This is a genomic window from Enterobacter cloacae complex sp. SHL009 (genome assembly GCF_049237205.1).
Taxonomy (GTDB): domain Bacteria; phylum Pseudomonadota; class Gammaproteobacteria; order Enterobacterales; family Enterobacteriaceae; genus Enterobacter; species Enterobacter cloacae_M.
Map to the genome: position 1 here is coordinate 13,908 of NZ_JBMKIW010000015.1, position 15,211 is coordinate 29,118.

The 15,211-nt window shown below is 52.6% G+C and carries 11 protein-coding genes and 1 pseudogene; 3 read left to right on the top strand and 9 right to left on the bottom strand.

Features of this window, described 5'->3' with window-relative positions:
* Positions 1–281 precede the first annotated feature (281 nt).
* From ACOTZC_RS22270 to ACOTZC_RS22280, 3 genes are all read left to right on the top strand, one after another.
* Entirely contained in the window at positions 282–1,823 is a 1,542-nt protein-coding gene (locus ACOTZC_RS22270; protein WP_047743135.1) for a sensor domain-containing diguanylate cyclase, read from the top strand.
* A gap of 180 nt (positions 1,824–2,003) precedes the next feature.
* Positions 2,004–2,312: a PTS sugar transporter subunit IIB gene (locus tag ACOTZC_RS22275; protein WP_010425948.1), complete on the top strand. Its 309-nt coding sequence runs from the start codon at positions 2,004–2,006 to the stop codon at positions 2,310–2,312.
* Positions 2,312–2,629 carry a PTS lactose/cellobiose transporter subunit IIA gene (locus tag ACOTZC_RS22280; protein ID WP_003862327.1) on the top strand — a complete coding sequence of 106 codons (318 nt, stop codon included), beginning with the start codon at positions 2,312–2,314 and terminating at the stop codon, positions 2,627–2,629. Before ACOTZC_RS22275 ends, ACOTZC_RS22280 begins: the two co-directional genes overlap by 1 nt.
* Before the next feature lie 58 nt (positions 2,630–2,687).
* Here the strand turns inward: ACOTZC_RS22280 and rpoC are convergent, their stop codons facing one another.
* From rpoC to tuf, 9 genes and pseudogenes are all read right to left on the bottom strand, one after another.
* Entirely contained in the window at positions 2,688–6,911 is a 4,224-nt protein-coding gene (gene rpoC, locus ACOTZC_RS22285) for a DNA-directed RNA polymerase subunit beta' (RefSeq protein WP_023309968.1), read from the bottom strand.
* Positions 6,912–6,987: 76 nt separating this feature from the next.
* Complete coding sequence (gene rpoB / locus ACOTZC_RS22290; protein ID WP_023334099.1) at positions 6,988–11,016, bottom strand: DNA-directed RNA polymerase subunit beta; 4,029 nt, start codon at positions 11,014–11,016, stop codon at positions 6,988–6,990.
* A 319-nt stretch (positions 11,017–11,335) separates the two neighbouring features.
* On the bottom strand, positions 11,336–11,701 hold the full coding sequence (gene rplL, locus ACOTZC_RS22295) for a 50S ribosomal protein L7/L12 (protein ID WP_002445276.1): 366 nt from the start codon (positions 11,699–11,701) through the stop codon (positions 11,336–11,338).
* A 66-nt stretch (positions 11,702–11,767) separates the two neighbouring features.
* The gene (rplJ, locus tag ACOTZC_RS22300) at positions 11,768–12,265 is read right to left on the bottom strand and encodes a 50S ribosomal protein L10 (protein WP_003862338.1); all 498 of its coding nucleotides are present in this window, start codon (positions 12,263–12,265) and stop codon (positions 11,768–11,770) included.
* 291 nt (positions 12,266–12,556) lie between these two features.
* Positions 12,557–13,261, bottom strand: coding sequence for a 50S ribosomal protein L1 (rplA, locus tag ACOTZC_RS22305; RefSeq protein WP_006810530.1), 705 nt, complete (start codon positions 13,259–13,261; stop codon positions 12,557–12,559).
* A 3-nt stretch (positions 13,262–13,264) separates the two neighbouring features.
* On the bottom strand, positions 13,265–13,693 hold the full coding sequence (gene rplK, locus ACOTZC_RS22310; protein WP_008503452.1) for a 50S ribosomal protein L11: 429 nt from the start codon (positions 13,691–13,693) through the stop codon (positions 13,265–13,267).
* A 155-nt stretch (positions 13,694–13,848) separates the two neighbouring features.
* Positions 13,849–14,394 carry a transcription termination/antitermination protein NusG gene (gene nusG / locus ACOTZC_RS22315; protein WP_002438628.1) on the bottom strand — a complete coding sequence of 182 codons (546 nt, stop codon included), beginning with the start codon at positions 14,392–14,394 and terminating at the stop codon, positions 13,849–13,851.
* 1 nt (position 14,395) lies between these two features.
* A complete protein-coding gene (secE, locus tag ACOTZC_RS22320; protein WP_014068449.1) occupies positions 14,396–14,779 on the bottom strand; it encodes a preprotein translocase subunit SecE in 384 nt (127 codons plus the stop codon).
* A 225-nt stretch (positions 14,780–15,004) separates the two neighbouring features.
* Positions 15,005–15,211 (bottom strand): annotated as a pseudogene (gene tuf / locus ACOTZC_RS22325) (elongation factor Tu); the annotation flags it as partial.

The following is a 15,211-nucleotide window of genomic DNA, read 5'->3' on the forward strand; positions in this document are numbered from 1 at the left end:
ACCGGGTGGTTGTCAGCGATCGTCCGGTTTTTTATTGTCACACGGTCAGCAACGGATGCTGACCAGGGCGAAAAGCTTCTTCCTCGTTTCGCCCTGCCTCTGGTTCATTGCACAAACGGCTCCTGACAAGTTGAATAAGTGTTTTCTTAATGGTTCTTAAGATAAATCATCCCACCAGAAATCGTGTGCCGTATAATTCACCGCTAACCGCAGGACAGCGACTATGCTGAGAGGATATCGGCAGACGAAAAGTATTCACCATCAGGAACGATGTACAGCTCATGGCACTTCACAGCAAAAAGCTCTCTTTTACCCGGCCAATCATGCTCAGCTTTGCGGGGATCCTCTGCAGTTTTGCGGTGATCGCGATCGCGGTAACGCTTTCGCAACGAAAGGATTTTCTTGAGGATTATCACAAGATCAACAGCAATTTCACGCACAACCTGGCGGTGAACTACACCGAATCTATCCTGCGTGAAAACGACTATATCCTGGGCCGTTCCGCGATGTACTTTGCCCGCGACGACAGGCTCAACGAGACGCTCAACGTCAACCCGACGCAGGGGCTGCAGATGATGATGCATTTGCAGAACCTGATGCCGACCGTCTCCTCCATCTCGCTGGCGGACACGCAGGGGCATTATCTTCGCGCACCAGAGGTGCTCCCCACGGAGACGAGTAAAACCTTCGATCCCCGGACACGCCCGTGGTTCGTCGCTCAGGCGGAAGCCAGTATCTTCAGTCACTATACCCGTCCCTATATGGACTACTTCACTGGCCATCCGACTGTGACACTCTATAAACCTTTGATTTCGCCTGAAGGGAGACTGAAGGGAACGCTCGCTTTCCATCTCGATTTGACGTCTATGGGCTTCACCCTGCGCCAGATGGTAGCGCCCGTTCAGGGGGAATTCTTCGTCGTCGAACGCGACGGCGCCGTTGTGCTGCATCCGGATACCGGCGCGCTGTTCAAACAGTACGTGAGCGAAGCGCTGATGGACAAAATGACCAGCGGCGAAGGCCACCTTTACGACAAGAAAAGCAACGCCTGGTATTACTACTACTCATTTACCAATCCGGACTGGTTTGTCATCTACCGAGTCTCTGGTGAGACGCTCACCGATATCACCCGCCACGAAACGACGATCGTTGGCTGGGGGTTTGCGCTGGCCGCCATCATCATCATCCTCTTCGGCTTATACCTCCGCCATGCCTCGCGTACCGTGCTGATGCACATTATCAATGCCATCAAAACTGGCGATGTTAGCGAGGCGCCGCGCCTGGAAGCGATGCTGAGCCACACGATTCAGTCCAACAAAGAGCGTGAAATGGCGTATGTTCGCCAGGCCACTCACGATGCGCTGACGGGCTGTAAAAACCGCCGCGCGTTCGACAGCGATGTCGCGGAGCTGCTGAATGCCCAGCAGCCTTTCGCGATGGCGCTGGTAGACATTGATAACTTCAAGTCGATTAACGACACGCTGGGCCACCTGACCGGTGATATTGTTCTGCGCAACGTGGCCCGCGAAGGGATCCAGATCATGCAGCCACATCACGTCTCGCTTTACCGGTACGGTGGAGAAGAGTTTGCGGTAATTTTCCAGGCTGAGCAGATGACGTCTGCGCTCTCATTGCTGGAAGCCTGGCGTACCGCAGTTGAAAAACGCGTCTGGCGAGAAGAAAACCTGCGGGTTACGTTCAGCGGCGGTCTTGGGGAGTGGCATTTTGAACCGCTGGAGCAATTTGTCGGAAGCGTTGATAACGCCCTCTACAGCGCCAAACAGCAGGGCAAAAACCGCATTAACCGAACGTCCATCAGCTAATCCTCCCTCTTTCACCCTGCCCGATTCCACGGGCCGGGTACCCGACAATGCAAAATTGTAACCGGTTTCAGAAAATCACCGGTTTCTTTGTGATGCCTGACACACAATCATGGTAAAGCGGTTGTTGAAGCGCTCTGCACGGGATAATTATCAATAAACACATGTAGATCGAGGCTGATTATGAAGAACATTGTTTTATGCTGTGCAGCGGGAATGTCAACCAGCATGCTGGTTCAACGTATGAAAGACGCCGCTCAGAAAAAAGGGGTTGAAGTCACCATTAAAGCCGTTCCGGTTGCGGAGTTTAAAGACAACATCGCGACGGCCGACATCGTATTGCTGGGGCCACAGGTTAAATACGAGCAGGCTAAACTCCAGGCGCAGGCCGACCCGTTGGGTAAAAAGGTCGCGGTGATCGACATGATGGATTACGGCATGATGAAAGGTGATGCCGTACTGGAAAAAGCGCTCAAACTTCTGGAGTCATAATGGAAGACTTAGAAACCACGATTATGGAACTGCTTGTCAACGCGGGCGCGGCGCGCAGTGCAGCCCTGACGGCGTTGCAGATGGCGCGTAAAGGTGATTTTGACGAAGCTGAAAAAGCGATGGAAGAGTCGCGTGAATATGTGAAGCATGCGCACACTATACAGACGCAGCTTATCGGTCTTGATGAGGGGACCGGGAAGCTTCCGGTTAACCTGATCACCGTCCACTCGCAGGATCACCTGATGAACGCCATGGTCATTCAGGATCTGGCGGGCGATATGATTGAGCTTTATCGTCGGATCCCGTTGGTGAATTGAATACATGCAGATGTAAAAAAACCCGCCGAGGCGGGTTTTTTATTTACGGCATCAACGATTACTCGTTGTCGGAACCGCCCAGACCTGCGTTCAGCAGTTCTGCCAGGCTCGCGGATGCATCTTCAGCAGTCACCTGCGGTGCAGCTGGCAGTTCGCCTGCAGCACGACGACGCATACGATCCTGATGGTACGCATAACCGGTACCCGCCGGGATCAGACGACCCACGATGACGTTCTCTTTCAGACCGCGCAGTTCATCACGTTTACCTGCAACAGCGGCTTCGGTCAGGACACGAGTCGTTTCCTGGAACGATGCTGCAGAGATGAAGGACTCGGTTGCCAGAGACGCTTTGGTGATACCCAGCAGATCGCGCGAGAAGGTCGCACCGATTTTGCCGTTCGCTTCCAGTTCGCGGTTAGCGATCTTGACGCGTGAGTATTCAACCTGCTCGCCTTCCAGGAACTCGGAGCTGCCTGCGTTTTCGATGGTTGCTTTACGCAGCATCTGACGAACGATAACTTCGATGTGCTTATCGTTAATCTTAACGCCCTGCAGACGGTAAACGTCCTGTACTTCGTTGGTGATGTAACGCGTTACCGCGTGTACGCCACGAAGACGCAGAATGTCGTGCGGAGCTTCTGGACCATCGGAAACCACGTCACCACGTTCTACACGTTCACCTTCGAACACGTTGAGCTGACGCCACTTAGGAATCATCTCTTCGTACGGTTCGCTGCCATCTACTGGAGTGATAACCAGACGGCGCTTCCCTTTGGTCTCTTTACCGAAGGAGATGATACCGCTGATTTCAGCCAGGATTGCAGGCTCTTTCGGACGACGTGCTTCGAACAGGTCCGCAACGCGTGGCAGACCACCGGTGATGTCCTTGGTACCGCTGGATTCCTGTGGAATACGCGCCAGAGCATCACCCGCACCGATCTGAATGCCATCTTCCAGCTGAACGATCGCTTTACCCGGCAGGAAGTACTGCGCAGGCATGTCGGTACCAGGGATCAGAACGTCGTTACCCTGAGCATCAACGATTTTCAGTGCAGGACGCAGATCTTTACCACCGGTAGTACGTTCAGCAGAATCCAGAACCACCAGAGAAGACAGACCGGTCAGCTCGTCGGTCTGACGAGTAATGGTCTGGCCGTCGATCATGTCAGTGAAGCGGATGAAACCACTCACTTCGGTGATAACCGGCATGGTGTGTGGATCCCAGTTTGCAACGGTTTCACCGCCGGCAACCTGCTCGCCATCACCTTTCGCCATAACCGCACCGTAAGGCACTTTATAGCTCTCTTTGGTACGACCGAATTCGTCGATCAGCTTCAGCTCGGTGTTACGGGAGGTCACAACCAGCTTGCCAGCGGAGTTAACAACAGACTTCGCGTTGCTGAGCTTGATGCTACCTTTGTTTTTCACCTGGATGCTGGATTCAGCAGCCGCACGAGATGCCGCACCACCGATGTGGAACGTACGCATCGTCAGCTGTGTACCCGGCTCACCGATGGACTGTGCCGCGATAACGCCGATTGCTTCACCTTTGTTGATGATGTGGCCACGCGCCAGATCACGACCGTAGCAGTGCGCACATACACCAAAGTCGGTGTCACAGGATACAACGGAACGTACTTTCACGGAGTCAACAGAGTTCGCTTCCAGCAGGTCACACCAGTGCTCGTGCAGCAGCGTGTTGCGTGGAACCAGGATGTCTGCAGTACCCGGCTTCAGAATGTCTTCCGCGGTTACACGACCCAGAACGCGATCGCGCAGTGGCTCTTTAACATCACCCCCCTCGATAACCGGGGTCATGGTGATACCTTCGAGGGTGCCACAATCGTCTTCGGTCACAACCAGATCCTGCGCAACGTCAACCAGACGACGCGTCAGATAACCGGAGTTCGCTGTTTTCAGTGCGGTATCCGCCAGACCCTTACGAGCACCGTGGGTGGAGATGAAGTACTGGAGTACGTTCAGACCTTCACGGAAGTTCGCGGTGATTGGCGTTTCGATGATGGAGCCATCTGGCTTCGCCATCAGACCACGCATACCTGCCAGCTGACGAATCTGTGCTGCGGAACCACGCGCACCGGAGTCGGCCATCATGTAGATGCTGTTGAAGGAAACCTGCTGCTCTTCTACGCCGTCACGGTTAATCACGGTTTCGGTCTGCAGGTTATCCATCATCGCTTTGGATACACGATCGTTCGCCGCTGCCCAGATATCGATAACTTTGTTATAGCGTTCGCCCGCGGTAACCAGACCAGACTGGAACTGCTCCTGGATCTCAGCAACTTCGGCTTCCGCTTCAGAGATGATCTCGTGTTTCTTCTCTGGGATGACCATGTCATCGATACCAACAGATGCACCTGAACGCGCTGCATAAGCAAAGCCGGTATACATTGTCTGGTCAGCGAAGATAACGGTCGGCTTCAGACCCAGAATGCGGTAACAGGTGTTCAGCATTTTGGAGATCGCTTTCTTGCCCAGCGCCTGGTTGACGATGGAGAAAGGCAGACCTTTCGGTACGATCATCCACAGAATGGCACGGCCAACGGTCGTGTCTTTCAGGCTGGTTTTCGCAACGAATTCGCCGTTTTCATCTTTTTCGTATTCGGTGATACGCACTTTAACGCGCGCATGCAGAGAGGCCAGGCCAGCGCGATAAATACGCTCAGCTTCTTTCGGGCCAGTCAGCACCATGCCTTCGCCTTTGGCGTTAACACAGTCACGGGTCATGTAGTACAGACCCAATACAACGTCCTGAGAAGGAACGATAATTGGTTCACCGTTCGCTGGGGACAGGATGTTGTTAGTAGACATCATCAGCGCACGCGCTTCGAGCTGGGCTTCCAGCGTCAGCGGTACGTGAACAGCCATCTGGTCACCATCGAAGTCGGCGTTATATGCCGCACATACCAGCGGGTGCAGCTGGATAGCTTTACCTTCGATCAGGACTGGCTCAAATGCCTGGATACCCAGACGGTGCAGTGTTGGTGCACGGTTCAACAGTACCGGGTGTTCGCGGATAACTTCGTCCAGGATATCCCAAACGACAGCTTCTTCACGCTCAACCATTTTCTTAGCGGCTTTGATGGTGGTGGCGAGGCCACGCAGTTCCAGCTTGCCGTAGATGAACGGTTTGAACAGCTCCAGTGCCATTTTCTTCGGCAGACCGCACTGATGCAGACGCAGGTATGGACCTACGGTGATAACAGAACGACCAGAGTAGTCAACACGCTTACCGAGCAGGTTCTGACGGAAACGACCCTGCTTACCTTTGATCATGTCGGCCAAAGATTTCAGAGGACGTTTGTTAGAACCGGTGATCGCACGACCGCGACGACCGTTATCCAGCAGGGCATCTACCGCTTCCTGCAGCATACGTTTTTCGTTGCGTACGATGATGTCCGGCGCAGCCAGATCCAGCAGACGTTTCAGACGGTTGTTACGGTTGATAACGCGACGATACAGATCGTTCAGATCGGACGTTGCGAAACGACCACCATCCAGCGGAACCAGTGGACGCAGATCTGGCGGCAGAACCGGCAGAACGGTCAGGATCATCCACTCTGGTTTGTTACCAGACTGAACGAACGCTTCCAGCAGTTTGATACGCTTGGTCAGCTTTTTACGTTTGGTTTCGGAGTTGGTTTCGTTCAGCTCTTCACGCAGCTGCTCGCACTCTTGCTCCAGATCCATGCTCTTCAGCAGGGCCTGAATAGCTTCCGCACCCATCTTCGCATCGAATTCGTCACCGAACTCTTCCAGCGCGTCCAGATACTGCTCTTCAGTCAGGATCTGATGACGTTCCAGGTTCGTCATCCCGCCTTCGATAACCACATAAGATTCGAAGTACAGAACGCGTTCGATATCGCGCAGCGGCATATCCAGCAGCAGACCGATACGGGACGGCAGAGATTTCAGGAACCAGATGTGAGCGGTCGGAGACGCCAGCTCGATGTGGCCCATGCGTTCACGACGCACTTTGGTCTGGGTCACTTCAACGCCGCACTTCTCACAGATCACACCACGGTGTTTCAAGCGCTTGTACTTACCGCACAGGCACTCGTAATCTTTTACTGGCCCGAAAATACGCGCACAGAAAAGGCCGTCACGCTCAGGTTTGAACGTACGGTAGTTGATGGTTTCCGGCTTTTTAACTTCACCGAATGACCATGAACGGATCATGTCTGGCGAAGCCAGAGCAATTTTGATCGCATCAAACTCTTCGGTTTTAGTCTGCGCTTTCAGAAACTTTAATAAATCTTTCACGGATTTGCTCCCGTCGGAGTTAGCACAATCTGGTGCCGGGGGTTAACCCGGCACCAGTGACCTGTTTGAGCGAGAATTACTCGTCTTCCAGTTCGATGTTGATACCCAGCGAACGAATCTCTTTCAACAGTACGTTGAAGGATTCTGGCATGCCCGGCTCCATCTGATGGTTGCCGTCCACGATGTTTTTATACATCTTGGTACGACCGTTCACGTCATCAGACTTAACGGTGAGCATTTCCTGCAGGGTGTATGCCGCGCCGTATGCTTCCAGCGCCCACACTTCCATCTCCCCGAAGCGCTGACCACCGAACTGTGCCTTACCACCCAGCGGCTGCTGAGTAACCAGGCTGTAAGAACCGGTAGAACGAGCGTGCATCTTGTCGTCGACCAGGTGGTTCAGTTTCAGCATGTACATGTAACCTACGGTTACCGGACGCTCGAACTGTTCACCGGTACGGCCGTCAAACAGCGTAATCTGACCAGACGTTGGCAGACCACCCAGTTGCAGCAGCTCTTTAATTTCAGCTTCTTTCGCACCATCGAAGACCGGCGTTGCGATTGGCATACCTTTTTTCAGGTTCTCAGCCAGGCGCAGCACTTCTTCATCACTGAAGGTATTCAGGTCGACTTTCTGACGAACGTCGGTACCCAGATCGTAGGCACGCTGGATGAATTCGCGCAGTTTCGCGACTTCTTCCTGCTGCTTCAGCATGGCGTTAATCTTGTCGCCGATACCTTTCGCAGCCATACCCAGGTGAGTTTCCAGGATCTGACCGATGTTCATACGAGACGGTACGCCCAGCGGGTTCAGTACGATATCTACCGGCGTACCGTTAGCATCGTGCGGCATATCTTCGATCGGGTTGATCTTAGAGATAACACCCTTGTTACCGTGACGACCTGCCATCTTATCACCAGGCTGGATCTGACGTTTAACGGCCAGATACACCTTAACAATCTTCAGCACGCCTGGTGCCAGATCGTCGCCCTGAGTGATTTTGCGGCGTTTCGCTTCGAGTTTTTTCTCGAACTCGTGTTTCAGTTCGTCATACTGCTCAGCCAGCTGTTCCAGCTGATTTTGTTTCTCTTCGTCGGTCAGGCCCAGTTCCAGCCAGCGATCGCGTGGCAGTTTGTCGAGCTTCTCAGCTTCAACGCCACCGGCAACCAGCACCGCATAGATACGGCTGAAAAGACCCGCTTCGAGGATCTGCAGTTCTTCAGACAGGTCTTTCTTAGCCTGTTTGAGCTGCATCTCTTCGATTTCCAGCGCACGCTTATCTTTCTCGACGCCGTCACGGGTGAAGACCTGAACGTCGATAACCGTACCGGAAACACCGTTTGGTACGCGCAGAGAAGAGTCCTTAACGTCAGACGCTTTCTCACCGAAGATTGCACGCAGCAGTTTCTCTTCTGGCGTCAGCTGGGTTTCACCTTTAGGCGTAACCTTACCAACCAGAATGTCGCCGCCGGTCACTTCCGCACCGATGTAAACGATACCGGATTCATCCAGTTTGGAGAGCGCAGCTTCACCCACGTTAGGGATGTCAGCGGTGATCTCTTCTGGCCCCAGCTTGGTGTCACGGGACACACATGCCAGTTCCTGGATGTGGATGGTGGTGAAACGATCTTCCTGAACCACACGTTCGGAGACGAGGATGGAGTCTTCGAAGTTGTAACCATTCCACGGCATGAACGCTACGCGCATGTTCTGACCGAGCGCCAGTTCACCGAGGTCGGTGGACGGACCGTCTGCCAGCACGTCGCCGCGCTCAACTGGCTCACCCAGAGATACGCAAGGCATCTGGTTGATGCAGGTGTTCTGGTTAGAACGGGTGTATTTGGTCAGGTTATAAATGTCGATACCTGCTTCGCCCGGATACATCTCGTCTTCGTTAACTTTGATAACGATACGGGATGCATCGACGTACTGAACAGTACCGCCACGTTTAGCAACTGCAGTAACACCGGAGTCAACGGCAACAGCACGTTCCATACCGGTACCAACCAGCGGCTTATCAGCGCGCAGAGTTGGAACGGCCTGACGTTGCATGTTCGCACCCATCAATGCACGGTTGGCGTCATCGTGTTCCAGGAACGGGATCAGGGACGCACCGACGGATACCACCTGCTGGGTGGATACGTCCATGTAGTCAACCTGGTCGCGGCTGAACAAGCTGGATTCGCCTTTGCTACGGCAGGTAACCAGATCTTCTACAAAGTGGCCTTCGTCATCCAGGTTGGAGTTCGCCTGAGCGATAACGTAGTTGCCTTCTTCGATAGCAGACAGGTAGTGAATTTCGTCGGTTACAACACCGTCGGTCACTTTACGGTACGGGGTCTCGAGGAAACCGTATTCGTTAGTCTGTGCGTACACGGACAGGGAGTTGATCAGACCGATGTTTGGACCTTCAGGCGTTTCGATTGGACATACGCGACCGTAGTGCGTCGGGTGTACGTCTCGAACTTCAAAGCCTGCGCGTTCACGGGTCAGACCGCCTGGGCCGAGTGCAGAGATACGACGTTTGTGCGTAATCTCAGACAGCGGGTTGTTCTGGTCCATGAACTGAGACAGCTGGCTTGAACCGAAGAACTCTTTCACTGCTGCAGAAATCGGCTTGGCGTTGATCATATCCTGAGGCATCAGGGTATCCAGATCGCCCAGAGACAGACGCTCTTTCACCGCACGTTCTACACGTACCAGGCCAACGCGGAATTGGTTTTCCGCCATTTCGCCTACGGAACGGATACGACGGTTGCCGAGGTGGTCGATATCGTCCACTTCGCCTTTACCGTTACGGATATCGATGAGCTTCTTCATCACTTCGATGATGTCGTCTTTGCTCAGGATACCGGAACCTTCGATCTCGTCGCGCAGCAGAGAACGGTTGAACTTCATACGACCAACCGCGGACAGATCGTAGCGGTCTTCGGAGAAGAACAGGTTCTCGAACAGGCTTTCCGCCGCTTCGCGAGTTGGTGGCTCACCAGGACGCATCATGCGGTAGATTTCGACCAGCGCGCTCAGACGATCGGTGGTTGGGTCGACGCGAATAGTCTCAGAGATATACGCACCGTGGTCCAGATCGTTGGTGAACAGCGTTTCGATACGTTTGTGACCAGACTGGCTCAGCTTAGCCAGCAGATCCAGGCTCAGCTCCATGTTCGCTGGGCAGATCAGCTCACCCGTTGACTCGTCAACGTAATCTTTCGCGGCTACTTTTCCTGCAATGTACTCAACCGGAACTTCGATGAGTTTGATATCATCTTTTTCCAGCTGGCGGATGTGGCGCGCGGTGATACGGCGACCTTTTTCCACATACACTTTGCCGTCGGCTTCGATGTCGAACGACGCGGTCTCGCCACGCAGACGTTCCGGCACCAGCTCCATCTGCAGCTTGTTGTCGCGGATTTCAAAGATCACTTTCTCAAAGAACAGGTCCAGGATCTGTTCAGTGGTGTATTGCAGCGCACGCAGAATGATGGTTGCAGGCAGCTTACGACGACGGTCTATACGGACAAACAGGTTGTCTTTCGGATCGAACTCGAAGTCCAGCCATGAACCACGGTAAGGAATGATGCGTGCGTTATACAGTACTTTACCGGAAGAGTGTGTTTTACCTTTATCGCTGTCGAAGAAGACGCCCGGGCTACGGTGCAGCTGGGAAACGATAACACGCTCAGTACCGTTGATTACGAAAGTACCGTTGTCTGTCATGAGTGGAATTTCACCCATGTAGACTTCTTGTTCTTTAATGTCTTTTACGGTGCCTTCCGGCGCTTCGCGCTCGTAGATCACCAGACGCAGTTTTACGCGCAGCGGTGCGGAATAGGTCACGCCACGGATCTGACATTCCTGAACGTCAAACACCGGTTCGCCAAGGCGGTAGCTGACGTACTGCAGCTCGGAGTTACCGCTGTAGCTCTGAATCGGGAACACGGAGCGGAAGGCTGCTTCCAGACCGTACTGCCCTTCAGGATCTTGCTCGATAAACTTCTGGAACGAGTCAAGCTGGATAGAAAGGAGATATGGAATGTCCAGAACTTGTGGACGTTTACCAAAATCCTTACGAATACGTTTTTTCTCGGTATAGGAGTAAACCATAGGGTTCCTCAGCTCGCTGACAAGTCGACCCATCTGTCCGACGAAGGGACAGTTTGTGCAACACCATTTTGTGGACCGGAAAATTGAATACTTTCCGCAATACCTGTTGCTATCACGCTTAAATCATTTCGTCGCGATTTACACAGAGCGAGCACCCTGTCGCAATATATTAAGTCGTCGATAGAAACATGCATTGTCAGGACAATCAGCAGTCAAACAGTGTGAAATGCTACTGATGCCTTACAGCGCAAAAAGGCTGGTGACTAAAAAGTCACCAGCCATCAGCCTAATTACTTAGGCTGCAACCAGAAAAGTTGGCTTATTTAACTTCAACTTCAGCGCCAGCTTCTTCCAGAGATTTTTTCAGTGCTTCTGCGTCATCTTTGCTCACGCCTTCTTTCAGCGCAGCTGGAGCAGATTCTACCAGGTCTTTAGCTTCTTTCAGACCCAGGCCAGTTGCGCCACGTACTGCTTTGATAACAGCAACTTTGTTAGCGCCAGCAGCTTTCAGAATTACGTCGAATTCAGTTTTTTCTTCAGCAGCTTCAGCCGGGCCCGCAGCTACAGCTACAGCAGCAGCAGCAGAAACACCGAATTTTTCTTCCATTGCAGAAACCAGCTCTACAACGTCCATTACGGACATAGCTGCTACTGCTTCAATGATTTGATCTTTAGTGATAGACATTTAAATTGTTCCTGAAAATCAGAATAAGTTTATACGTAAGCAAATGCTTTATAAAGATAACTGCGATTAAGCAGCTTCTTTCGCATCGCGTACAGCAGCCAGAGTGCGAACCAGTTTGCCAGCCGCAGCTTCTTTCATGGTTGCCATCAGGCGTGCAATTGCTTCTTCGTAGGTCGGCAGGGTTGCCAGGCGATCGATTTGCGATGCCGGGATCAACTCACCTTCAAAGGCTGCAGCTTTGACCTCAAATTTTGCATTCGCTTTCGCGAACTCTTTGAACAGACGAGCAGCAGCGCCCGGGTGTTCCATAGAGTATGCAATCAGGGTCGGACCAACAAACGTGTCTTTCAGGCACTCGAACTGAGTACCTTCAACTACGCGACGCAGCAGGGTGTTACGAACAACACGCATGTATACGCCAGCTTCACGACCTGCTTTACGCAGTTCAGTCATTTTGTCTACAGTAACGCCACGGGAATCCGCAACTACTGCAGACAGCGCGCCTTTGGCTACTTCGCTGACTTCAGCAACAATCGCTTGTTTGTCTTGAAGATTTAAAGCCATTAGCTTTGCTCCTGGATGTTTGCCGGAACTCATGTTCCGGAACTCACTTCACTCTCCCCAACGGAAAGAGCGTCTTAATACGGTGAGCAGAAACAAGCCAGAGTATCCAAAAATAATCTTAGCGTTCTGTCACCGTCTACGCAGGGGATTAAGTCTCTTGCGAAACACCTGCGGTCTTCGACGGAGGCCTGGATTAGGCCAGGCTCCAACGAACAAATCTTTTAGCCGCTAACTTTCGTTAGCAAACGTGGGGGTAAGATTGTAGACAAAATCACCGCCCACGTAAAGGCATTAGTTTGCAGCAGCGCTCAGGCCAGCCTGGTCAACTGCAACACCTGCACCCATGGTGGTGGAGATGCTAACTTTCTTGATGTACACGCCTTTCGCCTGAGTTGGTTTTGCTTTTTTGAGCGCAACCAGCAGAGCTTCCAGGTTTTCTTTCAGTTTGTCAGCGTCAAAGTCCACTTTACCGATGGTGGTGTGGATGATGCCGTTTTTGTCGTTACGATAACGAACCTGACCTGCTTTAGCGTTCTTAACCGCTTCAGCAACGTTAGGAGTTACAGTACCAACTTTCGGGTTAGGCATCAGGCCGCGTGGACCCAGAACCTGGCCCAGCTGGCCAACAACGCGCATTGCATCTGGAGAAGCAATAACAACGTCAAAGTTCATTTCGCCTTTCTTGATCTGATCAGCCAGATCTTCCATACCTACCAGTTCAGCGCCGGCAGCTTTAGCAGCTTCAGCGTTTGCACCCTGAGCAAATACAGCTACGCGAACGGAACGGCCAGTACCGTGTGGCAGTACAGTTGCGCCACGAACGTTCTGATCGGATTTACGCGCGTCGATGCCGAGGTTAACGGCAACGTCAACGCTTTCAACGAACTTAGCAGTTGCCAGTTCTTTCAGCAGAGCGATAGCTTCGTTGATGTCGTACTGTTTGGTCGCATCAACTTTGTCACGGATCACGGACATGCGCTTGGTCAGTTTAGCCATTTCTTAGTCCTCCACTACCAGGCCCATGGAACGTGCAGTACCTTCGATTGAGCGAGTCATCGCTTCAATGTCGGCACCAGTCATGTCGGCAGCTTTGGTCTGCGCGATTTCCTGCAGCTGAGCGCGGGAAATTTTACCCACTTTGTCTTTGTTCGGTTTACCGGAACCAGACTTGATACCAGCCGCTTTCTTCAGCAGAACTGCTGCTGGAGGGGTTTTGGTAACGAAAGTGAAAGAACGGTCAGCGTAAACAGTGATTACGACTGGGATTGGCAGACCTTTTTCCAGGGATTCGGTTTTGGCGTTGAACGCTTTACAGAATTCCATGATGTTCACACCCTGCTGACCCAGAGCTGGACCAACTGGTGGACTTGGGTTCGCCATACCAGCTGCAACCTGCAGCTTGACGTAGGCTTGTACTTTCTTAGCCATTCTAAAATCCTCTGATTGGGTGATAGCGCCTCAGGAAGGCTCCCCGTGAATAAAATTCGTTTTACGGGCCGGGCCCATAAAAACAAAAGGCGCGAAATTGTATTCCAATCCCGCGCCCTGTGCAACGATTAAATCGCCGCTTTTTTGATCGCTGCTTAGGCTTTTTCGACCTGCGCAAAGTCCAGTTCTACCGGGGTCGCACGACCGAAGATAGAAACAGAAACTTTCAGGCGGGACTTCTCGTAGTCCACTTCTTCAACCACACCGTTAAAGTCAGCAAACGGACCGTCGCTAACACGAACCATTTCACCCGGTTCAAACAGCGTTTTCGGACGCGGCTTATCACCCACCTGCTGCAGGCGGTTCATAATCGCATCAACTTCTTTGTCGCTGATTGGCGCCGGACGGTCAGACGTGCCGCCGATAAAGCCCATCACGCGCGGTACGCTGCGCACCAGGTGCCAGCTCGCGTCGTTCATCACCATCTGAACCAGCACGTAACCCGGGAAGAATTTACGCTCGCTTTTGCGACGTTGGCCGCCACGGATCTCAACCACTTCTTCGGTCGGAACCATAACTTCGCCAAATAACTCTTCCATGTTGTGTAATTTGATATGCTCACGCAGCGACGTTGCTACGCGGCCTTCAAAACCGGAAAACGCCTGAACGACGTACCAACGCTTTTTAGGGGCTTCAGACATCTTAGAACCTCAGGCCAGTAATAAAGGAAACCAGGCGAACCAGAATACCATCCAGTCCCCAAAGGATCAGTGACATTACCGCAGTCACTGCAGCCACGATTAGAGTGGTGTGCAGTGTTTCCTGGCGAGTCGGCCAAATGACCTTGCGGACTTCGGTACGTGCTTCGCGAGCGAAAGCAACGGTTGCTTTACCTTTAGTCGTCAACAGCGCGACACCGCCCGCTGCAGCAATCAGAATCACCACTGCCAGCGCGCGGAGCGGCAGCATCATGTCACGATAAAGATAGTTGCCAACGATTGCCACAATCAGCAGCACGGCAACAGCGACCCACTTCATCGCTTCCAGGCCGCGCCCGCTCCCTTGAGCTTCGGTATTCGCACTCATAAACCAACCTGTCAGAAGAATTCTACAAATAATTTCACCCCGCGATTGCGAGGCGAGCCAAATCGAAATAATCCCTTTATGGATTATACGCTCTCTGCAGAGCCTGTCTCAGCAATGATTATGACAAAAATAATCACTGATGAGCCAGGTTCTGATGTGAAAGCGTGCAAAAAGGGCATCAAATGATGCCCTTTTCATGCGCATTGCGTCAAATGTTATCAGCGATTAGCCGAGAACTTTAGCAACCACGCCCGCGCCAACGGTACGGCCACCTTCACGGATTGCGAAACGCAGACCGTCGTCCATCGCGATTGGGTGGATCAGCGTCACAACCATCTTGATGTTGTCGCCTGGCATTACCATCTCAACGCCTTCTGGCAGTTCGATGGTACCGGTCACGTCAGTTGTACGGAAGTAGAACTGTGGACGGTA